Annotated in this window: 20 protein-coding genes; 15 read left to right on the top strand and 5 right to left on the bottom strand. The window is 71.5% G+C overall.

The features are described 5' to 3' along the window. Positions 1-81 precede the first annotated feature (81 nt). Genes KUF83_RS29415 through KUF83_RS29430 form a run of 4 tightly spaced genes read left to right on the top strand, consistent with a single transcriptional unit; the run spans position 82 to position 7,263 of the window. Positions 82-2,304 carry a sialidase family protein gene (locus KUF83_RS29415; protein WP_217458009.1) on the top strand — a complete coding sequence of 741 codons (2,223 nt, stop codon included), beginning with the start codon at positions 82-84 and terminating at the stop codon, positions 2,302-2,304. Beyond that, positions 2,301-4,289 (top strand): beta-galactosidase, encoded by a 1,989-nt coding sequence (locus KUF83_RS29420; RefSeq protein ID WP_217458010.1) that lies wholly within the window; start codon positions 2,301-2,303, stop codon positions 4,287-4,289. The genes KUF83_RS29415 and KUF83_RS29420 overlap by 4 nt, the downstream gene beginning before the upstream one ends. Beyond that, positions 4,286-6,499 (top strand): glycoside hydrolase N-terminal domain-containing protein, encoded by a 2,214-nt coding sequence (locus tag KUF83_RS29425; RefSeq protein WP_217458011.1) that lies wholly within the window; start codon positions 4,286-4,288, stop codon positions 6,497-6,499. Before KUF83_RS29420 ends, KUF83_RS29425 begins: the two co-directional genes overlap by 4 nt. A gap of 50 nt (positions 6,500-6,549) precedes the next feature. Then, positions 6,550-7,263 (top strand): hypothetical protein, encoded by a 714-nt coding sequence (locus KUF83_RS29430; protein WP_217458012.1) that lies wholly within the window; start codon positions 6,550-6,552, stop codon positions 7,261-7,263. A gap of 74 nt (positions 7,264-7,337) precedes the next feature. Here the strand turns inward: KUF83_RS29430 and KUF83_RS29435 are convergent, their stop codons facing one another. Together KUF83_RS29435 and KUF83_RS29440 are read right to left on the bottom strand one after the other, a co-directional pair. Further along, positions 7,338-9,407: a TIM-barrel domain-containing protein gene (locus KUF83_RS29435; protein ID WP_217458013.1), complete on the bottom strand. Its 2,070-nt coding sequence runs from the start codon at positions 9,405-9,407 to the stop codon at positions 7,338-7,340. Positions 9,408-9,524: 117 nt separating this feature from the next. Continuing rightward, positions 9,525-10,538, bottom strand: coding sequence for a LacI family DNA-binding transcriptional regulator (locus tag KUF83_RS29440; RefSeq protein ID WP_217458014.1), 1,014 nt, complete (start codon positions 10,536-10,538; stop codon positions 9,525-9,527). Between the two features lie 383 nt (positions 10,539-10,921). Between KUF83_RS29440 and KUF83_RS29445 the strand changes: the two genes are divergently transcribed. The 7 genes from KUF83_RS29445 to KUF83_RS29475 all read left to right on the top strand — a co-directional run bounded on the left by KUF83_RS29445 (position 10,922) and on the right by KUF83_RS29475 (position 20,645). Beyond that, the gene (locus KUF83_RS29445) at positions 10,922-12,868 is read left to right on the top strand and encodes an acyl-CoA dehydrogenase family protein (RefSeq protein WP_374106193.1); all 1,947 of its coding nucleotides are present in this window, start codon (positions 10,922-10,924) and stop codon (positions 12,866-12,868) included. A gap of 209 nt (positions 12,869-13,077) precedes the next feature. Then, a complete protein-coding gene (gene dxr / locus KUF83_RS29450) occupies positions 13,078-14,367 on the top strand; it encodes a 1-deoxy-D-xylulose-5-phosphate reductoisomerase (protein WP_217458016.1) in 1,290 nt (429 codons plus the stop codon). Further along, positions 14,364-15,668, top strand: coding sequence for an RIP metalloprotease (locus tag KUF83_RS29455; RefSeq protein ID WP_217458017.1), 1,305 nt, complete (start codon positions 14,364-14,366; stop codon positions 15,666-15,668). The genes dxr and KUF83_RS29455 overlap by 4 nt, the downstream gene beginning before the upstream one ends. Positions 15,669-15,835: 167 nt before the next feature. Continuing rightward, positions 15,836-16,993 (top strand): flavodoxin-dependent (E)-4-hydroxy-3-methylbut-2-enyl-diphosphate synthase, encoded by a 1,158-nt coding sequence (gene ispG, locus KUF83_RS29460; protein WP_217458018.1) that lies wholly within the window; start codon positions 15,836-15,838, stop codon positions 16,991-16,993. Between the two features lie 245 nt (positions 16,994-17,238). Next, positions 17,239-18,087: a GNAT family N-acetyltransferase gene (locus KUF83_RS29465; RefSeq protein WP_217458033.1), complete on the top strand. Its 849-nt coding sequence runs from the start codon at positions 17,239-17,241 to the stop codon at positions 18,085-18,087. 144 nt (positions 18,088-18,231) lie between these two features. After that, positions 18,232-18,804, top strand: coding sequence for a GNAT family N-acetyltransferase (locus tag KUF83_RS29470; protein WP_217458019.1), 573 nt, complete (start codon positions 18,232-18,234; stop codon positions 18,802-18,804). A gap of 143 nt (positions 18,805-18,947) precedes the next feature. Further along, positions 18,948-20,645 (top strand): proline--tRNA ligase, encoded by a 1,698-nt coding sequence (locus KUF83_RS29475; protein WP_217458020.1) that lies wholly within the window; start codon positions 18,948-18,950, stop codon positions 20,643-20,645. A 50-nt stretch (positions 20,646-20,695) separates the two neighbouring features. Here KUF83_RS29475 and KUF83_RS29480 read toward each other — a convergent pair whose 3' ends face one another. The 3 genes from KUF83_RS29480 to KUF83_RS29490 are packed head-to-tail and all read right to left on the bottom strand — an operon-like array spanning position 20,696 to position 22,650. Next, entirely contained in the window at positions 20,696-21,589 is an 894-nt protein-coding gene (locus KUF83_RS29480) for an aminoglycoside phosphotransferase family protein (RefSeq protein WP_217458021.1), read from the bottom strand. A gap of 27 nt (positions 21,590-21,616) precedes the next feature. Further along, the gene (locus KUF83_RS29485; protein ID WP_308403189.1) at positions 21,617-22,105 is read right to left on the bottom strand and encodes a ferritin-like domain-containing protein; all 489 of its coding nucleotides are present in this window, start codon (positions 22,103-22,105) and stop codon (positions 21,617-21,619) included. Beyond that, the gene (locus KUF83_RS29490) at positions 22,102-22,650 is read right to left on the bottom strand and encodes a hypothetical protein (protein ID WP_217458022.1); all 549 of its coding nucleotides are present in this window, start codon (positions 22,648-22,650) and stop codon (positions 22,102-22,104) included. The genes KUF83_RS29485 and KUF83_RS29490 overlap by 4 nt, the downstream gene beginning before the upstream one ends. 206 nt (positions 22,651-22,856) lie before the next feature. On the opposite strand from KUF83_RS29490, the gene rimP reads away from it, so the two are divergent. The 4 genes from rimP to KUF83_RS29510 form a co-directional block, all read left to right on the top strand. Next, complete coding sequence (rimP, locus tag KUF83_RS29495; protein ID WP_217458023.1) at positions 22,857-23,375, top strand: ribosome maturation factor RimP; 519 nt, start codon at positions 22,857-22,859, stop codon at positions 23,373-23,375. Positions 23,376-23,377: 2 nt separating this feature from the next. Further along, entirely contained in the window at positions 23,378-24,412 is a 1,035-nt protein-coding gene (gene nusA, locus KUF83_RS29500; protein ID WP_217458024.1) for a transcription termination factor NusA, read from the top strand. A 102-nt stretch (positions 24,413-24,514) separates the two neighbouring features. Beyond that, positions 24,515-24,811, top strand: a complete 297-nt coding sequence (locus KUF83_RS29505) for a YlxR family protein (RefSeq protein ID WP_217458025.1) — start codon at positions 24,515-24,517, stop codon at positions 24,809-24,811. A gap of 146 nt (positions 24,812-24,957) precedes the next feature. Beyond that, a partial coding sequence (locus KUF83_RS29510; protein ID WP_217458026.1) for a translation initiation factor IF-2 N-terminal domain-containing protein occupies positions 24,958-25,246 on the top strand: 289 nt, incomplete at its 3' end.

Here is a 25,246-nt window from a genome sequence, read left to right on the forward strand (position 1 = left end):
CGCGCAGTTCCCCGCGCCCCTCAAGGGGCGCTCGTCCGCTCCTCCTTGTGAAGTTCCCCCTTTCTTGGAACGAGGTATGTCATGCGCACGCCCCGCCTGAGCAGACGCGCCGTCCTTGCCGGGACCGCTGCCACCGTGGCTGCCACCGCCGTCTCCGGGGCCGTCAGCCCCGCGGCGGCGGCCCCGGCGGCGGACGCGCCCGCCTACCGCTGGCGCAACGTCGTCATCGGCGGTACCGGGTTCGTCACCGGGGTGCTGTTCCACCCCTCCGTACGGGGTCTCGCCTATGCCCGTACCGACATCGGCGGCGCCTACCGCTGGGACGACCGGGCAGGCCGCTGGACCCCGCTCACCGACCACCTCGGGTGGGACGACTGGAACCTCCTCGGCGTGGAGGCGATCGCCGTCGACCCGGCGCACCCGGACCGGGTCTACCTCTCCCTCGGCACGTACGCCCAGGCGTGGGCCGGCAACGGCGCGGTGCTGCGTTCGGAGGACCGGGGCGCGACCTGGCGCCGGACCGACCTCGACGTGAAACTCGGCGCCAACGAGGACGGGCGGGGCGCGGGGGAGCGGCTCCTGGTCGATCCGCGGGACAGCGACACGCTGTGGCTGGGAACCCGGCACGACGGGCTGCTCCGGTCCACCGACCGCGGGGCGACCTGGGCGCCGGTGAGCGGCTTCCCGGGGAAGCCGAGCGCCTCCGGGCAGGGCGTCATGTTCCTCGTCGCCGCCGGGCGGGCCGTCTACGCCGGGTGGGGCGACGGCGACGGCACCGAGGGGACGGCGAACCTGTACCGCACGGCCGACGGGACGGCGTGGGAGGCCGTCCCCGGGCAGCCCTCCGGTACCTCCGCCAAGGTGCCGGTCAGGGCGGCCTACGACCGGCACACGCGCGAGCTGTACGTGACGTACGCCAACGCGCCCGGACCCAACGGCCAGTCCGACGGCAGCGTGCACAAACTGCGGACCACGACCGGCACGTGGGCCGACGTGACTCCCGTGAAGCCGGGCGGGACCACCTCCGACGGGTCCACCGACTCCTTCGCGTACGGCGGAGCCGCCGTGGACGCCCGCCGCCCGGGCACCGTCGTCGTCTCCACCAACAACCGCTGGGCCGCCATCGACACCGTGTACCGCAGCACGAACGGCGGCCGCACCTGGACGTCCCTCAAGGACACCGCCGTGTTCGACGTGTCCGAGACCCCCTACCTCAAGTGGGGCGCCGACAAGCCGAAGTTCGGCTGGTGGATCCAGGCGCTCGCCCTGGACCCGTACGACTCGAAGCACCTCGTCTTCGGGACCGGCGCGACCCTCTACGGCACCCGTGACCTCAAGCACTGGGCGCCGCAGATCCGCGGCCTGGAGGAGACCTCCGTACGCCAGCTGATCTCGCCCCCGGCCGGGAAGGCGCACCTGCTCAGCGGGCTCGGGGACATCGGCGTGATGTACCACGAGAAGCTCACGGCGTCCCCGTCGCGCGGCATGGCGTCGAACCCCGTCTTCGGGACGGCGACGGGGCTCGCCCAGGCCGCGGCCAAGCCGTCGTACGTGGTCCGCGCGGGCTGGGGCGACCACGGCAACGGGGCCCACTCGCACGACGGCGGACGGACCTGGACGCCCTTCGGGGCCCAGCCCGCCATCGCCAAGGACGCGCCGGGGCCGATCGCCGTCAACGCCGACGGCAGCGCGCTGCTGTGGTCGTTCGTGCACTGGGACGGCACGAAGTACGCGGCCCACCGCTCCACGGACAACGGCGCGACCTGGTCCGAGGTCGCCTCCTTCCCGAAGGGCGCCACACCGGTCGCCGACCCGGCCGACCCCGCCCGCTTCTACGCGTACGACACCGACAGCGGAACCCTGTACGCCAGCACGGACAGCGGTCGCTCGTTCACGGCCCGCGCGAGCGGACTGTCCTCGGGAGACACCCAGTTCGAACTGGTCGCGGCGCCCGGGCGCAGCGGAGACCTGTGGCTGAGTCTGAAGTGGAACGGCCTCCACCGCTCCACCGACGGCGGGGCGACCTTCTCGAAGGTGGACAGCTGCTGGGCCTCGTACACGCTCGGATTCGGCAGGGCGGCCGACGGCGCCGGCTATCCGGCGCTCTACCTGGTCGGCTCGACGGAGACCATCACCGCCGTGTACCGCTCCGACGACGAGGCGAAGACCTGGACGCGCATCAACGACGACGCCCACCAGTGGGGCTGGACGGGCGAGGTGATCACGGGCGACCCGCGCGTGTACGGCAGGGTGTACCTGGCGACCAACGGACGCGGCATCCAGTACGGGGAGCCCGCCCGATGACCGCCCAGGAAGGGCCCGGGCGGCCGGGCCTCGCCGACGTCACCCGCGGACGTGTCCTCTTCGGCGGCGACTACAACCCCGAGCAGTGGCCCGAGGAGACCTGGCACGAGGACGTACGCCTGATGAAGGCGGCCGGTGTCAACTCCGTCACCCTCGGCGTCTTCTCCTGGGCGAAGCTCGAACCGCGGCCGGGGGAGCGGGAGTTCGGCTGGCTCGACCGTCTGATGGACCTCATGCACGACAACGGCATCGGGGTCGTCCTCGCCACCCCCACCTCCTCGCCGCCGCCCTGGCTGGGCCGCCTCCACCCGGACACACTGCCCCGCGACGAGGACGGCCGCACCGAGTGGTGGGGAGGCCGCCAGCACTTCTCGCACTCCAGCGCCACCTACCGCCGCCACGCCGCCGCCATCACCGAGGACCTGGCCGCCCGCTACGGAAGCCATCCCGCCCTCACGATGTGGCACATCAACAACGAGTACTGCACGTTCGACTGGGGCGACGAGGCCGCCGTCACCTTCCGCCGCTGGCTGCGGAACAGGTACGGCACCCTCGACGCCCTCAACACCGCCTGGGGCACGGCCTTCTGGAGCCAGGGCTACGGCGACTGGGAGGAGATCCTGCCGCCGCGCCACGCCCACTACATGAAGAACCCCACCCAGGTACTGGACTTCAGGCGCTACACCTGCGACATGCTCCTGGAGTGTTACGCCGCCGAGCGTGACATCGTCCGCCGGTACTCCCCGGACCTCCCGGTGACCACCAACTTCATGCCGATGTGGGTGGGCCAGGACGCCTGGAAGTGGGTCCAGGAGGAGGACGTCGTCTCCGTCGACATCTATCCCGACCCGCGTGACCCCTTCGGCGCGCAGAACGGCGCGCTCATCCAGGACATGACGCGCTCCCAGGCCCGTGGCCCGTGGATGCTGATGGAGCAGGCCGCGGGACCGGTGAACTGGCGGGGCGTCAACCACCCCAAGCCGCGCGGCCTCAACCGCCTGTGGTCCCTCCAGGCCGTCGCCCGGGGCGCCGACGCCGTCTGCTACTTCCAGTGGCGGCAGTCCAGACAGGGCGCGGAGAAGTTCCACTCGGGCATGGTCAGCCACGCGGGGGAGCAGGGGCGCACCTACCAGGAGATCAGGCAGCTGGGCACCGAACTGGCCCGGCTCGAAGGCGAGGTGACGGGCCGTCACTCCGTGTCCGAGGTGGCGATCCTCCATGAGTGGAACGCCTGGTGGGCGGGGTCCCAGGACGGCCGGCTCTCCTGCGAGGTCGACCATCCGCAGGTCGTGCGCGCCTGGCACCGCGCACTGTGGGAGGCCCACGTCACCACGGACTTCGCGCACCCCGAGCACGACCTGTCCGCGTACGGGCTGGTCGTCGTGCCCCAGCTGTACCTGCTCACCGACGCCGCGATCGACAACCTCGTCGCGTACGTACGAGGCGGCGGCACCCTGGTCTGCGGCTTCCTGACCGGGGTCGCGGACGAGGACGACCGGGTGCGGCCCGGTGGCATGGACGAGCGGCTGCGCGAGCTCTTCGGGATCCGGACCCTGCACGAGTGGTGGCCCCTCGACCGCGGGGAGGAAGCCGAGTGCGACGGCTTCCGGGGCACGCTGTGGTCCGAGGAGATCGAGGCCGGGGACGGTGTCGCGGTGGCCGTCTACAAGGGTGGTGAGCTGGACGGACTCCCGGCGGTACTGCGCAGGGGCCGCGCCTGGTACGTCTCCACGCTGCCCGAACCCGCCGCGCTGCGCGAGCTGTTGGAGGGCGTGGCCGCCGAGGCCGGGGTGCGGCCGGTGCTCGATGGGCTGCCCGCACAGGTCGAGGCCGTGCGCCGGGGAGACCTCCTCTTCGTCCTCAACCACGGACGGGACCCGGTCACGGTGGCCGTGCCCGGAACGTACCGGGACCTGCTCGACGGCCGACAGGTCACGGACTCCCTGGAGCTGGGCCGCTACGGGGCGGCGGTGCTGTCGCCGTGAGCGCCGGCGCCCCGCCGCCCCCGCCGCACGGCACCTGGGAGCCGCGTCCCGCCGCCCGCTGGGAGGACGCCTTCCTGAGCGGCAACGGCCGACACGGAGCGCTGGTGTTCGGCGATCCCGGCGACGACCGGGTCATCGCCACGCACCACACCCTCGTCCGCCCCAACGGCGGCGAGCGCGCCCGCCCACCGGAGCTGGCGGCCGAACTGCCCGCCCTCCAGGACCGGTTGCTCGCGGGCGACCGAGCCGCGGCCGAGGACTTCACGGACGGGCGCCCCCTGCAGTGGGTGCAGCCCTTCCACCCCGCCTTCCAGGTGCGGCTGCGACGGCCGTCCGACGGGGAACGCGGCTACCGCCGCTCGGTCGACTTCACCACGGGTGTCGCCGACTCGGTCTGCGCGGGCTGGCGCAGCCGGGTCTTCGTCTCGCGCGCCGACGACGTGATCGTCCAGTACGTGACCTCGCCGGGGCTCACCCTGGACATCGCGCTGGACCACCGGCTCCCCGGCGCCCCGGGCGGGCTGGGCGTCAGCGAGGGCACGGTCCTCACCCCCGAGGGCGCCGTACTCACCCTGCGCGCCCGCTACCCCGGCAGCGACCGCGCGTACACGGGGGTGACGCTGGCCGTGGTCACCGGCGGCCGTACGACGCTGACCCCGCCGGGCCTGCGCGTGACGGGAGCCGAGTCGGTCCTGCTGCTGACGCGCCTCGCCCGGCACACCGGGGAACTGGACACGGTGGCACGGGCGCAGGCCCTGCGCGAGCTGCTGCCGGACGACGAGGACCCGTACGGAACCCTCCTGGACCGCCACCTGCGCCTCCACCGCACCGCGTACGCCCGCGCCTGCCTCGCCCTCGACGCCGACGACACCGAACGCGCGCTCCCCGGCTCCGAGCTGCTGAAGCGCCCCAAGAGCCCGGCCCTCCTCGAACGGCTCTTCGCGGCCGGCCGCTACCACCTGCTGTCCGCGAGCGGGATGCTCCCGCCGAGACTCACCGGGCTGTGGACCGGCGACTGGGACACGGCCTGGTCCGGGGCGTTCACCACGGACGCCAACCTCAACCTGCAGACCGCGTCGGCCGTCGCCGCCGCGCTGCCCGAGGTCGTCGAGGCCCACGCCACGCTGATCCACGGGCAGTTGCCGCACTGGCGGGACAACGCCCGCGCCGTCTTCGGTGCCCGGGGCATCGTCGCCCCGCCCCACACGGACGGCGAGTCGGGGTACACGTACCACTTCAGCCGCGAGTACCCCCTGCACCTGTGGACGGCGGGCGCCGACTGGCTGCTCAAGCCCCTGGTCGACCACGACGAGACCCGAGGGGAACGGGACCCGCGATTGGCCGGCGCCCTGGCCGAAGTCGCCCTGTTCTACGAGGACTTCCTCACCCGGACCGACGAGCGGGGCCGGCTCGTCGTCGTGCCCTCCTACTCACCGGAGAACCGGCCGGCGAACGCGAGCTGGGGCGCGGTCAACGCCGCCATGGACCTCTCGGCGGCCCGGCACGCCCTGCTCACGGCGGCCGCCTACCACCCGGGCCCCGACGCCGACCGGTGGCGCGGCCTCGCCGAGCGGCTGCCCCCGCACCGCGTCAACGACGACGGCGCCCTCGCCGAGTGGGCGTGGCCCGGCCTCGACGACACGTACGACCACCGGCACCTCAGCCATCTGTACGGCGTGTGGCCGCACGACGAGATCAACCCCTACGACACCCCCGGGCTCGCCGCCGCGGCACACCGCGCGCTCGAACTGCGGGGCGCCGAGAACGACTCCGCGCACGGCCACCTGCACCACGCCCTTGTCGCGGCCCGCCTGCGCGACGGCGAGCGGGTCGCCCACGCGCTCGGCCAGGTACTGGAGGGCGACTACTTCCACGCCTCCCTCATGAGCGCGCACTACCCCCACCGCGACGTCTACAACGCGGACGCCGCGCACACCCTCCCCGCCCTGATCGTCGAGGCGCTGATCCAGTCGACCCCCGACCGGCTGGTCCTCCTCCCCGCCCTGCCCGCCACCCTCCCGGCGGGTGAACTCCTCGGCGTGACCACGAGGTTCGGCGCGGTGGTCGACCTCAGCTGGAACCCGCGGCAGGCCCGGGCGGTGGTGCGCCCCACCCGCACCTGCCGTGTCGACCTCAGAACTCTCTCCGGAGCGCGACAGCTCTCCCTGCGCGCCGGAGAGGACTGCGTCCTGACCCTGGGGCCGCAGTAGATCCACCGCAGACACATCCCCCACATCCCCCCACCCATGGAAGGGACACCATGGCAACACGCATCCTGAACAGGCTCACCAAGGCCCTCCTGGCCCCCGCCCTCGCACTCGGCGCCACCATCGGTCTCGCCTCGGCCCCCGCCTCGGCGGCCGTCTGGAACTCCTGCGACCAGTGGGGCAACACCAGCCTCAACGGCTACACGCTCTACAACAACATCTGGGGCGGCGGCGCCGGCGGCCAGTGCATCTGGGCCAACTCCGGCACCAACTGGGGCGTCAACGCCAACCACCCCAACACCGGCGGCATCAAGTCCTACCCGAACGCCAAGAAGGTGATCAACAAGTCGATCACCTCGCTCGGCTCGCTCAGCAGCAGCTACAACGTCACGGTCCCGTCGTCCGGCGCGTACAACACGTCGTACGACATCTGGGACACGGACTACGACTACGAGATCATGCTCTGGGTCAACTACAACGGAGCCGTGGGCCCGCTCGGCACCTCGCAGGGCAACGTCACCCTCGGCGGCCACACCTGGTCCGTCTACAAGGGCAGCAACGGCGCCAACGAGGTCTTCTCGTTCCTGCGCACCTCGGACTCCAACTCCGGCACCGTCAACGTCCTGCCGATCCTCAAGTGGATCAAGGACACCAAGCACTGGATGGGCAACGAGACCATCGGCGACGTCCAGTTCGGCTTCGAGATCACCTCGTCGTCGGGCGGCCTGGACTTCCGCACCAACAGCATGTCGGTCTCCAGCAGCTGACCCCGTGCGACGCAGGTGAACGGCGGTGCGGCCGGCCCCTCCCGGGAGCCGGCCGCACCCTCACGTCCGCGGGGTCACTCCGCCACCGGCAGCCGTGCCCCGTCCCGCAGGAACAGCGGAATACGCTCCAGCGGCGCGTCGACGGTCACGGCCGCGCCCCCCTCGTACGACTCGCCGGTCCACGCGTCGGTCCAGCGCGCGCCCGCCGGAAGGTGGACCGTCCGGGCCGTCGCCCCCGCCGTGAGCACCGGCGCGACCAGCAGGTCCCGGCCGAAGAGGTACGCGTCGTCCACGGACCACGCCGCCTGGTCCTCGGGGAACTCCAGGAACAGCGGCCGCATCACCGGCAGCCCCTCCTCGTGGGCCTCCCGCATGACCTCCAGCACGTACGGCTTCAGACGCTCACGCAGGTGGAGGTACTTCTCCAGGATCGCGCCGGCCTCCTCGCCGTACGACCACACCTCGTTCGGGCCGCCGGTCATCTCCGGGCCGAGCGGCGTGCCCGGGTCCCGGAAGCCGTGCAGGCGCATCAGCGGGGACAGCGCGCCGAACTGGAACCAGCGGATCATGACCTCGCGGTACGCCGGGTCGTCCGGGTCACCGCCGTGGAAGCCCCCGATGTCGGTGTTCCACCAGGGGATGCCGGACAGCGAGGTGTTGAGACCCGCCGCGATCTGGCGGCGCAGCGTCGCGAAGTCCGTGCCGATGTCGCCGGACCACAGGGCGGCCCCGTAGCGCTGACTGCCCGCCCACGCCGACCTGTTGAGGGTGACGACCTCGCTCTCGCCGGCCGCCAGCATGCCCTCGTGGAAGGTGCGGGCGTTCTCGCGCGGATACATGTTGCCCACTTCGAGTCCCGGGCCCGCCCAGTAGCGCAGGTTCTCCTGGAATCCCGGCTTCAGCTCCGGCTCGCAGGCGTCCAGCCAGAAGGACGTGATCCCGTACGGCTCCAGGTAGTTGTCCCTGATCCGCGACCACAGGAACGCACGCGCCTCGGGGTTCGTCGCGTCGTAGAAGGCGACCTGGACCGTGGAGGCGACCTCCTTGTCCGGCCAGTCGGCGTGTGCCATGGGCCCGTACTGCGTGCCGATGAACCAGCCCCGCTGCTCCATCAGTTGATGGTTCTCGGAGAGAGGGGAGACGGACGGCCAGACGGACACGACGAGCTTGATGCCGAGTTCCGTGAGCTCCCGTTGCATCGCCGCCGGGTCCGGCCACTCGGCCGGGTCGAACTTCCACTCGCCCAGATGTGTCCAGTGGAAGAAGTCGCACACGATGACGTCGATGGGCAGGCCGCGGCGCTTGTACTCCCGTGCCACGCCGAGGAGTTCGTCCTGGGTGCGGTAGCGCAGCTTGCACTGCCAGAAGCCCGCCGCCCACTCCGGCAGCATCGGCGTGCGCCCGGTGACCGCGCTGTACCGGCGCTGCGCGTCGGCCGGCCGGCCCGCGGTGATCCAGTAGTCGATCTGCCGGGCCGAGTCCGCCACCCACCGCGTGCCGTTGCCCGCGAGCTCGACGCGGCCGATCGCCGGGCTGTTCCACAGCAGGGTGTAGCCGCGGCTGGAGGTGAGGACCGGGATGGTCACCTCGGCGTTGCGCTGGACCAGGTCGAGGACGGCGCCCTTCTGGTCGAGCAGCCCGTGCTGGTGCTGCCCGAGGCCGTACAGCTTCTCGCCCTCGTACGCGGCGAAGCGCTGCTCCAGACGGTGGTGGCCGTTGCCGACGGGGGTGTAGAGGCGCGGCCCCGGCCACCAGAAGTGGGCGCGCTCCTCGGCGAGCAGCTCGGTGCCGTCGTCGCTGCGGACGAAGCGGACCAGGCCCTCGGCGTCGACCTCCACGGTCAGCGCGCCGACGGTCAGCAGTCCCCGCCCGTCCTCGATCTTGACGGTGGCCTCCGTGGCGGGCGGCTCGTCGAGCACGGCGGCGGGCAGACCCTCCAGGACGGGCCCGCCGAGCCTGGCCCGGACCCGGACGGCGTCCGGACCCCACGGCTCGATGCGTACGGTCTCCTGGCGGCCGCTCCACTCCAGCGCGCCGTCGCGTTCGCGGAACGTGCCGACGGTGGGGGAGGACTGGGCGAGACTCGCGGACCCCTGCCCGGGCCTTCCGTGCTCTCCGGGCTGGTTCTCGGCAGGCTGATTCATACGGGGTGCTCCTGAAGGAAGGAGTGGCGACAGGACCCCGGCGGCACGGCCGGCCGGGACAGACGGGGGCTCCCCACCTCCCCTCGTGCGTACGGGAGATGGGGTGGTGCGGTGAGGTCAGGAAGTGGCGGGAGCGGGACCCGTGCTCGCCCGGACCGTCAACTCGGGTGCGATGAGCACGACTTCGTCCTTGCCGTGCCCCTCCAGCTTGGCGATCAGCTGCTCCACCGCGTTGCGGCCCATCTCCTGGGCGGGGATGGCCACCGAGGTCAGCCGCACCGACGCCTGGACGGCGACCTGGTCCGGGCAGATCGCGATCACCGACACGTCCTCCGGTACCGCCCGGCCCTGCCTGCGCAGCAGCGCGAGCAGCGGCTCGACGGCCGACTCGTTCTGCACGACGAAGCCCGTGGTGCCGGGGCGCTCGTCGAAGACCCGGGCCAGGGTCAGTGACATGGCGTCGAAGCCGCCCTCGCACGGGCGGTGGAGCACCCGCAGGCCGAGCTCCCGCGACCGGGTGCGGAGTCCGTCGAGCGTGCGCTCGGCGAAGCCCGTGTGCCGCTCGTAGACCGCGGGCGCCTCGCCGATGACAGCGATGTCACGGTGACCGAGCATCGCCAGATGCTCGGCGCACAGCGCACCCGTCGCTCGGAAGTCGAGATCCACGCAGGTCAGGCCGCTGGTGTCGGCGGGGAGCCCGATGAGGACGGACGGCTGGTCGGTGCCGCGCAGCAGCGGCAGCCGCTCGTCGTCGAGCTCGACGTCCATCAGGATCATCGCGTCGGCGAGCCCGCTCCCGGTGACCCGGCGCACGGCGTCGGGGCCCTCCTCGCCGGTGAGCAGCAGCACGTCGTACCCGTGGGTGCGCGCAGAGGTCGTCACCGCGATGGCGATCTCCATCATCACGGGTACGTACATGTCGGTGCGGAGCGGGATCATCAGCGCGATGATGTTGGACCGGTTGCTTGCCAGCGCCCGGGCTCCCGCGTTGGGGTGGTACCCGAGCTCCTGGATGCTCTGCTCGACCCGCTGGCGGGTGCCCACGGAGATCGACCGCTTGCCGCTGAGGACATAGCTCACCGTGCTCGCCGAGACTCCGGCATGCTGGGCGACCTCGGCGAGGGTGACCATCCAGCTCTCCAAGCATTGTGTGAAGCGCTTCGACAGTGCGCGTTACGGACAAGGGCGAGTGAGGGTGGCTCGACAGTAGCTTGACGGCGAGTGGGTGTCCATAGGTTGTCGAAGCGCTTCGACTCCATGGTTGTACGGGGGAGCCCACCGGGGCGGGAGAAGGGCCTGATGCGCGGGTGCGGGCGGGTGGAGGCTCGGCACGCCGTCCTCGCGCCCCTGTCCGGCGGCCCGGCGGGCCCGCTCGCCGGATCCCGGCGCGGGCACGTCCGTGGAGGGGGCCCGAATGGTGCGCGAGGACTGGTGGGTGGGTCCGGAATCGGGTACATACGATCGAGTAGCACCGGTGAGTAACGGAACGGACCAAGATCCCTATTCGCGGCGAGGTGAGCCTCTTGTCCGCAACACCCCACCAGCCCGCTGTCTCCGAACGCGAGGCCCGACAGGTCGCCGAGGCCGCGCGGGAGCAGGACTGGCGCAAACCCAGTTTCGCCAAGGAGCTGTTCCTCGGCCGCTTCCGCCTCGATCTCATCCACCCCCACCCGATGCCCCCCGACGAGGACGCGCGGCGCGGCGAGGAATTCCTCGCCAGGCTGCGCGACTTCTGCGAGACCAAGATCGACTCGGCGCTCATCGAGCGCGAGGCGCGGATCCCCGACGAGGTGATCAACGGGCTCAAGGAGCTCGGCGCCCTCGGCATGAAGATCGACACGAAGTACGGCGGCCTGGGTCTGACGCAGGTCTACTACAACAAGGCGCTGGCCCTGGTCGGCTCCGCGAACCCGGCGATCGGCGCGCTGCTCTCCGCGCATCAGTCGATCGGCGTACCGCAGCCGCTGAAGCTCTTCGGCACCCAGGAGCAGAAGGACGCCTTCCTCCCGCGCCTGGCCCGTACCGACATCTCCGCCTTCCTGCTCACCGAGCCCGACGTGGGCTCCGACCCGGCGCGCCTGGCCACCAGCGCCGTACCCGACGGCGACGACTACGTCCTCGACGGGGTGAAGCTCTGGACGACCAACGGCGTCGTCGCGGACCTGCTGGTCGTGATGGCGCGCGTGCCGAAGTCCGAGGGCCACAAGGGCGGCATCACCGCCTTCGTCGTGGAGGCCGCGTCGGAGGGCGTCACGGTCGAGAACCGCAACGCGTTCATGGGGCTGCGCGGTCTGGAGAACGGCGTCACCCGCTTCCACCAGGTCCGGGTGCCCGCCGCGAACCGCATCGGGCCGGAGGGCGCCGGGCTCAAGATCGCACTCACCACGCTCAACACCGGACGGCTCTCGCTGCCCGCCATGTGCGTCGGCGCCGGCAAGTGGTGCCTGAAGATCGCCCGCGAGTGGTCGTCCGTGCGGGAGCAGTGGGGCAAGCCGGTGGCCCACCACGAGGCCGTGGGCGCGAAGATCTCCTTCATCGCGGCGACCACGTTCGCCCTGGAGGCCGTCCTCGACCTGTCGTCGCAGATGGCCGACGAGAACCGCAACGACATCCGCATCGAGGCCGCCCTCGCCAAGCTGTACGGCTCCGAGATGGCCTGGCTGATGGCCGACGAGCTGGTCCAGATCCGCGGCGGACGCGGCTTCGAGACCGCCGACTCCCTCGCGGCCCGCGGCGAACGGGCCGTCCCCGCCGAGCAGATCCTGCGCGACCTGCGCATCAACCGCATCTTCGAGGGCTCGACGGAGATCATGCACCTGCTGATCGCGCGGGAGGCGGTCGACGCCCACCTCTCCGTGGCCGGCGACCTCATCGACCGGGAGAAGTCCCTCTCGGACAAGGCGAAGGCGGGCGCGAACGCCGGCGTGTTCTACGCCAAGTGGCTCCCGAAACTGATCGCGGGCCCCGGTCAACTGCCGCGCTCCTACGGGGACTTCCATCCGGCCGGACACGTCGACCTGTCCGGCCACCTCCGGTACGTGGAGCGCTCCGCCCGCAAGCTCGCCCGGTCCACCTTCTACGCCATGTCCCGCTGGCAGGGCCGGATGGAGACCAAGCAGGGCTTCCTCGGCCGGATCGTCGACATCGGCGCCGAACTGTTCGCGATGAGCGCCGCCTGTGTCCGCGCCGAACTCCTGCGCTCGACCGAGGCGCACGGCCGGGAGGCGTACCAGCTCGCCGACGCCTTCTGCAGCCAGTCCCGCGTCCGGGTGGAGGAGCTCTTCGGCCGGCTGTGGTCCAACACCGACGATCTCGACCGCAAGGTGGTCAAGGGAGTCCTCGGCGGCGCCTACACCTGGCTGGAGGAGGGAGTCGTCGACCCGTCCGGCGAAGGCCCGTGGATCGCCGACGCGACACCGGGCGCGACCGAACGGGAGAACGTCCACCGGCCCATCCGCTGACCCCTCCCCCGGGAGGCGCCGCAGCCCCGGCCCCGTGCCGCCGCTCACCGCACCGAATCCGTGCGGCGAGCGGCGACACGGCGAACGGGTTGTGCGGGGCCGCCGGTCGCGCACAACCCGCTCGCCCGAAGAGCCCCTCCGTGCCCCTTACGAGGCACTCCCGGGACGCCCCTGTCCCGTCGGTGCGGTGTTGCGGCAACAATGGAGGGATGAGCGACAGTCCAGCCCCCCTCGCCGATCCGCATCTAGTCTTCGATCCCGTGCACGGAGCACGGGACGTCGTGATCCTCGGCTCCACCGGATCGATCGGCACCCAGGCCATCGACCTCGTGCTGCGCCATCCCGACCGGTTCCGGGTGACCGGGCTCTCCGCGGCGGGCGGGAGGGTGGAGCTCCTGGCGGAGCAGGCGCACCGGCTCCGCGTCAAGACCGTCGCCGTGGCCCGCGAGGACGCCGTACCGGCACTGCGCGAGGCCCTGTCCGCCCGGTACGGGCCGGGGGAGGCCCTGCCCGAGCTCCTCGCCGGAGCGGACGCGGCCACGCACCTCGCCGCCTCCCCGGGCCACACCGTCCTGAACGGCATCACCGGCTCGATCGGCCTCGCCCCCACTCTCGCCGCCCTGGAAGCGGGCCGCACCCTCGCGCTCGCCAACAAGGAGTCGCTCATCGTCGGCGGCCCCCTGGTGAAGGCGCTGGCCGCGCCGGGCCAGATCATCCCCGTCGACTCCGAGCACGCGGCCCTGTTCCAGGCGCTGGCCTCGGGCACCAGGGCCGACGTACGCAAGCTGGTCGTCACCGCTTCCGGAGGCCCCTTCCGGGGACGTACGAAGGCCGAGCTCGCCGCCGTCACCCCCGCGGACGCCCTCGCCCATCCCACCTGGGCCATGGGACCGGTCATCACCGTCAACTCCTCGACCCTCGTCAACAAGGGGCTCGAAGTCATCGAGGCGCACCTCCTCTACGACATTCCCTTCGAGCGGATTGAGGTGGTCGTGCACCCGCAGTCGTATGTCCACTCGATGGTGGAGTTCACGGACGGATCGACGATGGCCCAGGCGACGCCCCCCGACATGCGCGGGCCGATCGCCATCGGTCTGGGCTGGCCCGAGCGCGTCCCCGACGCGGCGCCCGCCTTCGACTGGTCGAAGGCGTCGAGCTGGGAGTTCTTCCCCCTCGACACCGACGCGTTTCCGGCGGTGGGGCTCGCCCGGCACGTCGGGGAGCTCGCGGGCACGGCCCCCGCGGTGTTCAATGCGGCCAACGAGGAGTGCGTGGACGCGTTCCTGAACGGCTCGCTGCCGTATCCCGGGATCATGGAGACCGTCACGGAGGTCGTCGCCGAGCACGGCACACCCCGTACGGGAACCTCGCTCACCGTCCCGGACGTCCTCGAAGCGGAGACCTGGGCGCGCGCCCGGGCCCGCGAACTGACAGCGCGGGCGACAGCCCGGACAACAGCTCGGACGACAGCCATGACAACGGCGGAGGCTCGTGCATGACGACCCTGATGATGATCCTCGGCATAGTCGTCTTCGCGATCGGCCTGCTCTTCTCGATCGCCTGGCACGAGCTGGGACATCTCTCCACGGCCAAGCTCTTCGGCATCCGCGTGCCGCAGTACATGGTCGGCTTCGGTCCGACGATCTTCTCGCGCCGCAAGGGCGACACCGAGTACGGGATCAAGGCGATTCCGCTCGGCGGCTACATCCGCATGATCGGCATGTTCCCGCCCGGTCCGGACGGCAAGATCGAGGCCCGCTCCACCTCACCGTGGCGCGGCATGATCGAGGACGCGAGGGCCCAGTCCTTCGAGGAGCTCCAGCCGGGCGACGAGAAACGCCTCTTCTACACGCGCAAGCCGTGGAAGCGCGTGATCGTGATGTTCGCCGGCCCCTTCATGAACCTGATCCTGGCCGTGGCGATCTTCCTCGGCGTGATGATGACCTTCGGCATCCAGACGCAGACCACCACGGTCGGCAAGGTCTCCGACTGCGTCATCGAGCAGAGCGAGAACCGCTCGGAGTGCCAGAAGAGCGACACGGCGGCGCCCGCCAAGGCCGCCGGGCTCCAGGGCGGTGACAAGATCGTCGCGTTCGACGGCAAGGAGGTCACCGACTGGGCCGCCCTCCAGTCCGACATCCGCGCCAACCCCGGCAAGGACGTCACCCTCACCGTCGAGCGCGACGGCAGGCAGCTCGACCTGTCCGCGCACCTGATCCGCAACCAGGTCAGCAAGACGGACGGCGACGGCGGCTACGTCGAGGGCAAGTACGTGTACGCCGGCTTCCTCGGCTTCACACCCGCCTCCGGCATCGTGCAGCAGTCGTTCGGGCAGTCCGTGGACCGCATGGGCGACATGATGCAGAACGGCGTCGAGTCGCTGATCGCCCTGCCGTCCAAGGTCCCCGCCCTGTGGGACGCGGCCTTCGGCGACGGCGAGCGCGAGGCGGACTCCCCGATGGGCGTGGTCGGCGCGGCCCGCGTCGGCGGCGAGGTCTTCACGCTCGACATCCCGCCGGAGAACCAGATCGCGATGATGCTGTTCCTCGTCGCGGGCTTCAACCTCTCCCTGTTCCTCTTCAACATGCTCCCGCTGCTCCCGCTCGACGGCGGGCACATCGCGGGCGCCCTGTGGGAGTCGCTGAGGCGCAACGCGGCGAAGGTGCTGCGGCGGCCGGACCCCGGTCCGTTCGACGTGGCGAAGCTGATGCCCGTCGCCTACGTGGTGGCCGGGATCTTCATCTGCTTCACGATCCTGGTGCTGATCGCCGACGTGGTCAATCCGGTGAGAATCTCCTAGTCGCACGGAGTTCACGACGGCCGGGCATGCTGCATGCCCGGCCGTCCTCCTATGGGTGGACCTGCCTGCGTGATGTGCTCCCGCCTGCGGGGGTGCCGTAATCTCGATGACTGGAGCCCGTCAGCTTTCGGGACCGACCGAATCCTTACCTTGGGGTTGCACAGCAGATGACTGCGATTTCACTCGGCATGCCGTCCGTTCCGACCAAGCTCGCCGAGCGCCGCAAGAGCCGGCAGATCCAGGTCGGAACCGTGGCGGTGGGCGGAGACGCACCCGTCTCGGTGCAGTCGATGACGACCACGCGTACGTCCGACATCGGCGCCACCCTCCAGCAGATCGCCGAGCTGACCGCGGCCGGCTGCCAGATCGTGCGGGTGGCGTGCCCCACACAGGACGACGCGGACGCGCTCGCCACCATCGCCCGCAAGTCGCAGCTCCCGGTGATCGCGGACATCCACTTCCAGCCGAAGTACGTGTTCGCCGCGATCGACGCCGGCTGCGCCGCGGTCCGCGTGAACCCCGGCAACATCAAGCAGTTCGACGACCAGGTCAAGGAGATCGCGCGGGCCGCCAAGGACACCGGCACGCCGATCCGCATCGGCGTCAACGCCGGTTCGCTCGACCGGCGCCTGCTCCAGAAGTACGGCAAGGCGACGCCCGAGGCGCTGGTCGAGTCCGCGCTCTGGGAGGCCTCGCTCTTCGAGGAGCACGGCTTCCAGGACATCAAGATCTCGGTCAAGCACAACGACCCGGTCGTCATGGTCAACGCCTACCGCCAGCTGGCCGCCGCGTGCGACTACCCGCTGCACCTCGGCGTGACCGAGGCGGGGCCCGCCTTCCAGGGCACGATCAAGTCCGCGGTGGCCTTCGGCGCGCTGCTCTCCGAGGGCATCGGCGACACCATCCGCGTCTCCCTCTCGGCCCCGCCGGTCGAGGAGATCAAGGTCGGCATGCAGATCCTGGAGTCGCTGAACCTCAAGCAGCGCCGCCTGGAGATCGTCTCCTGCCCGTCCTGCGGGCGCGCCCAGGTCGACGTCTACAAGCTGGCCGAGGAGGTCACCGCGGGTCTTGAGGGCATGGAGGTGCCGCTGCGCGTCGCGGTCATGGGCTGCGTCGTGAACGGACCGGGCGAGGCCCGCGAGGCCGACCTCGGTGTCGCCTCCGGCAACGGCAAGGGCCAGATCTTCGTCAAGGGCGAGGTCATCAAGACCGTCCCCGAGTCGAAGATCGTCGAGACGCTGATCGAGGAGGCGATGAAGATCGCCGAGCAGATGGAGGCGGACGGAATCGCCTCCGGCGAGCCCTCGGTGTCGGTGGCGGGCTGACCTCACGGTCCACCAACTCCGGACGGGCTGAAGGATCCAGCCCGTCCGAGGCTCGTCCGGCGCCGGTCCGGCGTTCGGGGACGAGCGCGTGAGCGCACTGCGGGCCCGGTGGCGCGGCCCCGGGGCCGCGCCGGGAAACGGCGGTGGGGGCGGAGAGGAACCTCCCCGGAGCCACTGTGCGGCGTGGCACATCTTCCCCAGGTACAGTGCGGAGACCAGCAGACCTGATGGTGAAGGCCCCGTACGTGTTGACGCAGACGACCACCAGGGTCCTCGAACCGAGTGACCTGGACGCCGCACTCGCCGTCCTCGACCGCGAGCCGGTCGCGAACGCCTTCGTGTCCTCCCGCGTACAGGTCGCGGGCCTGGACCCCTGGCGCCTCGGCGGCGAGATGTGGGGCTGGTACGAGGACGGCATGCTCACGTCCCTCTGTTACGCCGGCGCGAACCTCGTCCCGATCTGCGCGACCCCCCGGGCCGTACGGGCCTTCGCGGACCGCGCCCGCAGGGCGGGCCGCCGCTGTTCCTCCATCGTCGGCCCCTCCGAGGCCACGGCCCAGCTCTGGCGCCTCCTCGAACCGAACTGGGGCCCCGCCCGCGAGATCCGGCCGCACCAGCCCCTGATGGTCGCCGACCGGCTCCCCTCCCACATCGCCCCGGATCCGTACGTCCGCCGCATCCGCAAGGACGAGATGGAGGCGATCATGCCGGCGTGCGTGGCGATGTTCACCGAGGAGGTCGGCGTCTCCCCGCTCGCGGGCGACGGCGGTCTCCTCTACCAGGCGAGGGTCGCCGAACTCGTCGGCTCCGGACGCTCGTTCGCCCGCCTCGACCGCGACGGCCGAGTCGTCTTCAAGGCGGAGATCGGCGCCGCGACCTCGCAGGCCTGCCAGATCCAGGGTGTTTGGGTCGCCCCCGAGTACCGCGGCCGGGGCTTCGCGGCCCCCGGCATGGCGGCCGTCCTGCGCTACGCCCTCGCGGACGTCGCCCCGGTCGTCAGCCTCTACGTCAACGACTTCAACACGGCCGCCCGGGCCACCTACCGCAGAGTGGGCTTCCAGGAGGTCGGCGCCTTCATGAGCATCCTCTTCTGAGGAGTGCGCCCCCTGCCGGGGCGAGGAGCCGTGACCTCCGCGGCCCGGCCGCACGGGTACTACCGGCCATCGCGGACCCGCGCCAACAGGACAACCCTCGGTCCGCCACGCCCCCGGACGAATACGCCCGGGTAGTCTCCGGGCATGCTGTCCTTCCCCGGTCAGGGCCCCCTGACGCCCGACGATGTCGTCATCGGCCCGCTGGACCTGGCCGCCCGGATCGACGAGGCGCTGACCGTCCAGGCCGTGGCCTTCGGACTCGGCGCGGACGAGATCGCCGTACGACGCCAGATCGTGCTCCGGCACCTCACCTTCCCCGGTGCCCGCGCGCTCGGCGCGACCGGGGCCGGTGACGGACGGCTCGCCGGCTTCGTCTACGGCATGCCCAACGACCGCACGCACTGGTGGTCCACCGTCGTCGAGCCGTACCTGCGGGGTCAGGGGTACGACGACTGGCTGGACCACTCCTTCGTGATCACCGAACTGCACGTCCACCCCGACTTCCAGAACCGCGGGATCGGCCGCGCCCTGATCACCACCATCACGGACAGCGCCACCGAACCGCGTTCGATCCTCTCGGCCATCGACACGGAGAGCCCGGCGCGCGGCCTGTACCGCTCGCTCGGCTACGAGGACCTGGCCAGGCAGGTCCTGTTCCCCAGCGCACCGAAGCCGTACGCGGTGATGGGCGCCCCGCTGCCCCTGCGGCGACGCTGAGGCCCCCGGCCGCCGACAATCGATTTCCGGCGACGGCGGACCCCCGGCTAACCTCCTAAGCGGTCCCCGGGCACGTGGGGCACGCCCCCCGCACCGCCCGGCACGGCTTAGCCATCACCCTTACGCAGCAGGAGTCGAGAACCATGGCCCAGGTCCAGCGCATGTCCCGTTTGATGGTCAAGACACTGCGTGACGACCCGGCGGACGCCGAGGTGCTCAGCCACAAACTGCTGGTGCGCGCCGGCTACGTGCGCCGCACCGCCGCCGGCCTGTGGTCCTGGCTGCCGCTGGGCAAGAAGGTCCTCGCCAACGTCGAGCGGGTCGTCCGCGAGGAGATGGACGCCATCGGCGCCCAGGAGGTCACGCTCCCCGCCCTGCTGCCGAAGGAGCCCTACGAGGCGACCGGCCGCTGGGAGGAGTACGGCCCCGAGCTGTTCCGCCTGAACGACCGCAAGGGCGGCGACTACCTCCTCGGCCCCACCCACGAGGAGATCTTCACCCTCCTGGTCAAGGACCAGTGCACGTCCTACAAGGACCTGCCCGTCATCCTCTACCAGATCCAGAACAAGTACCGCGACGAGGCCCGCCCGCGCGCCGGCATCCTGCGCGGCCGCGAGTTCCTGATGAAGGACTCGTACTCCTTCGACACCGAGGACGAGGGCCTGGCCCAGTCGTACGCCCTGCACCGCGAGGCGTACCAGAAGATCTTCGCGCGCCTCGGTCTGGACTACCGCATCTGCGCGGCCACCGCGGGCGCCATGGGCGGCTCCAAGTCCGAGGAGTTCCTCGCTCCGGCCGCGGCCGGCGAGGACACCTTCGCCGACTGCCCCCACTGCGACTACGCGGCCAACACCGAGGCGATCACATACGCGCTCCAGCCGGTGGACGGTTCGGCCGTGCCCGCTCTCGAAGAGATCCCCACCCCCGACACCCCGACCATCGAGACGCTCGCCGCGTACCTGGAGGTCGCCGCCTCCGCCACGCTCAAGAACCTCCTGGTCAAGGTGGACGGCGAGATCGTCGCCATCGGCGTCCCCGGCGACCGCGAGGTCGACATGGACAAGGTGGAGGCGCACTTCGCCCCCGCCGCCGTCGAGCTCGTCACGGCCGAGGACTTCACGGGCCGCGACGACCTCGTACGCGGATACGTCGGCCCGCAGGGCCTGGAGAAGGTCCGCTACCTCGCCGACCCGCGCGTCGCCCCCGGCACCGCCTGGATCACCGGCGCCAACAAGGACGGCGTGCACGCGAAGAACGTCGTCGCGGGCCGTGACTTCGAGGTCGACACGTACGTGGACGCGGTCGTCGTAAGGGAGGGCGACCCCTGCCCGTCCTGCGGCACCGGCCTCAAGCTGGACCGCGCCATCGAGATCGGCCACATCTTCCAGCTCGGCCGCAAGTACGCCGACGCCCTCCAGCTCGACGTGCTCGGCAAGCAGGGCAAGCCGGTCCGCGTCACCATGGGCTCGTACGGCATCGGTGTCTCGCGTGCCGTCGCCGCGCTCGCCGAGCAGCACGCCGACGAGCAGGGCCTCGTCTGGCCCGCCGAGATCGCCCCGGCCGACGTCCACGTCGTCGCGGCGGGCAAGGCCCTCCAGACCGAGCTGGCGCTCGACGTCTCGGAGAAGCTGGGCGCGGCGGGCGTACGCGTCCTCGTGGACGACCGCGCGGGTGTGTCGCCCGGCGTGAAGTTCACGGACGCCGAGCTCATCGGCGTACCGAAGATCCTGGTGGCCGGCCGGCGTTCGGCCGACGGCGTCCTGGAGCTGAAGGACCGCCGCACCGGTGAGCGCGAGGAGCTGACGGTGGACGAGGCCATCGCCCGCCTGACGGCGAAGTGACCGGCGCCCGGGAGCCGCCCCTGAGCGGGCGGCCCCCGGGCCGGCCGGGCCTACAGCCAGTCGGCGAACTCCAGCAGCAGCTCGGCGTCCCGCGACCGGCCCACGCGCCGGGCCCGTACGCCCGATTCCACGGCCCGGAACAGGGTCCAGCCGCGCAGCCGCTCCTGGTCCACGTCCAGGGACTCCGCGAGGCGCTTCACCCGGCGCCGGGTGGTCGCGGCGCCGGACGGCGAGGCGATCAGGTCCTCGACCCGGTCACGGACCAGCCGGGCCAGATCGAAGGCGCACTCTCCGACCACCGGGTCGGGACCCACGGCCAGCCAGGGGCTCCGCTCGCCGGCCAGGACCTTGCTCTGGCGGAAGGTGCCGTGCAGCAGGCGGGCCGCGGGCGCGGACGCCAGCAGTTCCTCGCGGACCGCGAGAGCCGCGTCCACCAGGGGCATCGCCTCCGCGTCGGCGCCCGCCCGCATCGCCTCGGCCTGCCGGCCGGTCCGCTCGGCCACCGTCTCGAAGACATGCCCGGCCGGCGGCTCGACCCACAGCCTGCGCAGGGCGCCCGCCGCCTCCAGCATCGACTTGGCCTCCGGAAGCGACCGCACCGACACATCGGGATGCAGCCGCTCCAGCAGCAGGACGCCCTCGGCGCCGGCCGGCTCCAGGAGGCGTACCGCGCCCAGGCCGTCCCAGTGCGCCAGCGCGGCCCGTTCGCTCTCGGGGCGGGCCCGGCGCGGCGCGAGCTTCAGGACGGCGGGAGTGCCGTCCGGCAGCCGGACGAGGACCACCAGGCTGCTGCGTCCGCCGGGAACCTGCACACGCTCCACGGTCGACTCGCGTAGCGCGACGGCCTGTTGAGCCGCCTGTGGCAGCTTCTCCAGCCAGTCGTCAGCGCCCGGTGCCGCCTCGCCGAGCGCCTTGACGAGACGCTGCGGCGGTTCGAAAGCCATGCGCGAGTCGTTTCCTTCCTGTATGCGTCACCCGGTTCCGGTCGCCGACGCGGTGGACGTGGCCGACCGCTCGGCGAGACCAGGGAAGGCTACGCTCTCACCGCGCCAGCGCACCGCCCGCACCGCCGCTTCGCGCAGGGCGCCCGCCGCCGCGCGCCGCCGGCCGCCGTCTGCGGCCCGGACGAGATCGGAGTACACCCCGGCCACGCGGTCCTCCAGTTCGGCGGCGAGCCGCACCGCCGACTCCGAGTCCGTCACCGGGAACGGAAGCGCGTAGGCAGCCGCCGCCGGCGCGGGCTTCCCGCCCAGGTCGCGTACGTCCCGCGTCAGCTCGTCCCGCCGTGCCCGGTGCGCGTCGTACGCGGCCCGCGCCTCGGTCCGCCGCGCCTCGACGATCTTGCCGCCCACGACCCCGTAGCCGTACACGGCGGCGTGCTCGGCCCCGAGCGCGGCCTGTACGGCCTTCAGCTCCGCCGACGCCTTCGCTTCCACCCTGGCTCTGCCGGGACCGCTCACTTCTCGTCCTCCGTCAGCAAAAACGCGTGCACCGCACCGGCCGCCGCCACCGACGCCAGCAGTCGGGCCAGCTCTCCCGGCACCTCCATGAGCGCCTTCGTGCGCCGGTCCGACACCTCGCGCTCGGCCGCGGCGAGCCCGGTGAGGGCGTCCTTCTCCACCACCGGTACCTCGGGGGAGGGGGAGGCGCCCGGGGAGGGGGGCGTCGACGCGGACCTCGACGCGGACGCCGCGTCCGAGGCCCGCCCGCCGCCCCCGAACGCCTCGGCGTGCCGTACGACATCCGCCAGCAGCGGTGACAGACGACCGGCCAGCGTGGGATGCACGGCGAGCACGGCCTCGTACCGCTGCGCGAGCCGCTCGCTGTCGCGGGCCGCACGCGCGCGTGCCCGCACGGCGGCGGCCGTGCTCCCCTTGGTGGTCTCGGAGGGGGATTCGGAGGCGGAGCAGCCGGCGAGCAGCGCGGTGCCCGCACCGGCGGCCCCGGCGAGCAGGCTCCTTCGGCGCGGCCCCGAAGGGGTGCGCGACGGCAGGGTGAACGGCACGGCAGACGTCCTCGGAGGGCTCGTTCGAACGAAAAGGGCGGCAGGCCCTTGATCACGGTACCCGCGTACCGCCCCCACACCCACCAGCGGCGCCGCCCCGCCGCCCGACGGGCCACGGTGGACGGCAACACCCCCCGGGACCGGATACCCTTTGACCTGACACGCGACCTACCCACAACAGCACACGCGGCCGAGGAGTCACCCGGATGAGCACCACCCAGAGCGAGAGGCTTCGAGAGCTCCTGGAACCGCTCGTCAGCTCGCAGGGACTCGATCTCGAGGAGATCGAAGTGGACTCGGTCGGACGCAAGCGTGTGCTGCGCGTCGTCGTCGACTCCGACGAAGGGGCCGACCTCGACGCCATCGCCGATGTGAGCCGCGCGCTCTCGGCGAAGCTCGACGAGACCGACGCCATGGGCCAGGGCGAGTACACCCTCGAGGTGGGCACCCCCGGCGCCGAGCGCGAACTCGCGGAACACCGCCACTACGTGCGCGCCACCGACCGTCTCGTGAAGTTCCAGCTGGGAGACGGTGACGAGCTGGTCGCCCGGATCATCACGGTCGACGACGAGGGCGTGGACGTCGAGGTGCCCGGCGTGAAGGGGCGCAGGCCCACCGCCAGGAGACTCGCCTTCGAGGACATCGCCAAGGCGCGCGTCCAGGTCGAGTTCAGCCGCAAGGACAAGAAGGACGAGAAGGACATGAAGGAAGAGGAGGAGGCGTAGCCGTGGACATCGACATGAGTGCCCTGCGGGGCCTGGTGCGGGAGAAGGAGATCTCCTTCGACCTGCTGGTCGAGGCGATCGAGTCGGCCCTCCTCATTGCCTACCACCGCACCGAGGGAAGCCGCCGCCACGCGCGCGTCAAGCTCGACCGGGAGACCGGCCACGTGACCGTGTGGGCGAAGGAGGACCCCCAGGACCTGGAGGAGGGGCAGGAGGCACGCGAGTTCGACGACACCCCGTCGGACTTCGGCCGGATCGCCGCCACCACCGCCAAGCAGGTCATCCTGCAGCGCCTGCGGGACGCGGAGGACGACGCGACGCTCGGCGAGTACGCGGGCCGCGAGGGCGACATCGTCACCGGTGTCGTCCAGCAGGGCCGCGACCCGAAGAACGTGCTCGTCGACATCGGCAAGCTGGAGGCCATCCTGCCGGTGCAGGAGCAGGTCCCCGGCGAGTCGTACCAGCACGGCATGCGGCTGCGGTCGTACGTCGTACGGGTGGCGAAGGGTGTGCGCGGTCCGTCCGTGACGCTCTCCCGCACCCACCCGAACCTGGTGAAGAAGCTCTTCGCGCTCGAGGTGCCGGAGATCGCCGACGGGTCCGTCGAGATCGCCGCCATCGCGCGTGAGGCCGGCCACCGCACGAAGATCGCCGTCCGGTCCACCCGGTCCGGCCTGAACGCCAAGGGCGCCTGCATCGGCCCGATGGGCGGCCGCGTGCGCAATGTCATGGCCGAGCTGAACGGCGAGAAGATCGACATCGTCGACTGGTCGGACGACCCCGCGGACATGGTGGGCAACGCGCTCTCCCCGGCCCGGGTCTCCAAGGTCGAGGTCGTCGACCTCGCGGCCCGCTCCGCGCGCGTGACGGTCCCCGACTACCAGCTGTCGCTGGCGATCGGCAAGGAAGGGCAGAACGCCCGGCTCGCCGCCCGTCTGACCGGCTGGCGCATCGACATCCGCCCGGACACCGAGCAGACCGGTGAGCAGGGCGGTGAAGGGCCCGGCGAACGCACCCGGGAACGTACCGGGGAATAGATCCAAGCCGCAGGTGGCTCAGATCACGACAGTTTCGTGCGCGGCAACTGTTCGATACTTGCCCCAAAGGGGTGAGGTCGGTGCAGGGAGGTAGACTTAAGAGTGTCTGGCCGGACGCATGCCCGCGCATGCCCTGAACGCACCTGTGTGGGGTGCCGGGAGCGAGCGGCCAAGACCGATCTGCTGCGTACCGTTGCGGCCGAGGGCGAATGCGTCCCCGATCCTCGCGGTACGCTGCCCGGCCGGGGTGCGTATGTACACCCCGCCCTGGTCTGTCTCGACCTGGCGGTCCGCCGCCGGGCGTTCACGAGGGCGCTGCGTGCCCCGGGAGCGCTCGACACAAAGGCGTTGCGCCATTACGTCGAGCGACAGACAGTTGCTGAGCAGGCAACACCGTAAAACGTGTCGCACGGAACCCCGTGCGGCCCTGGTACCCCGCGAGTTGGAAGTAGGTCGAGATTGCGATGAGCACTCGATGAGCACGCGATGAGTACGCCCATGAAGTAGCGACGGTCCGGACGCAACCCGGACCTAAAAGGAGCGAAGTGGCTAAGGTCCGGGTATACGAACTCGCCAAGGAGTTCGGGGTGGAGAGCAAGGTCGTCATGGCCAAGCTCCAAGAACTCGGTGAATTTGTCCGTTCGGCGTCCTCGACGATCGAGGCGCCCGTAGTACGCAAGCTGACCGACGCCCTGCAGCAGGGCAACGGCGGCGGCAAGCCCGCCCCGCGCAAGGCCGCACCGGCCAGGCCGGGTGCCCCCTCTCCCGCGCAGGCCGCCCGTCCGGGTCCGGCAGCACCGCGCCCGCCGGCCCCGAAGCCGGCCGCCGCGGAGA

It is taken from the genome of Streptomyces sp. BV286 (assembly GCF_019090165.1).
Taxonomy (GTDB): domain Bacteria; phylum Actinomycetota; class Actinomycetes; order Streptomycetales; family Streptomycetaceae; genus Streptomyces.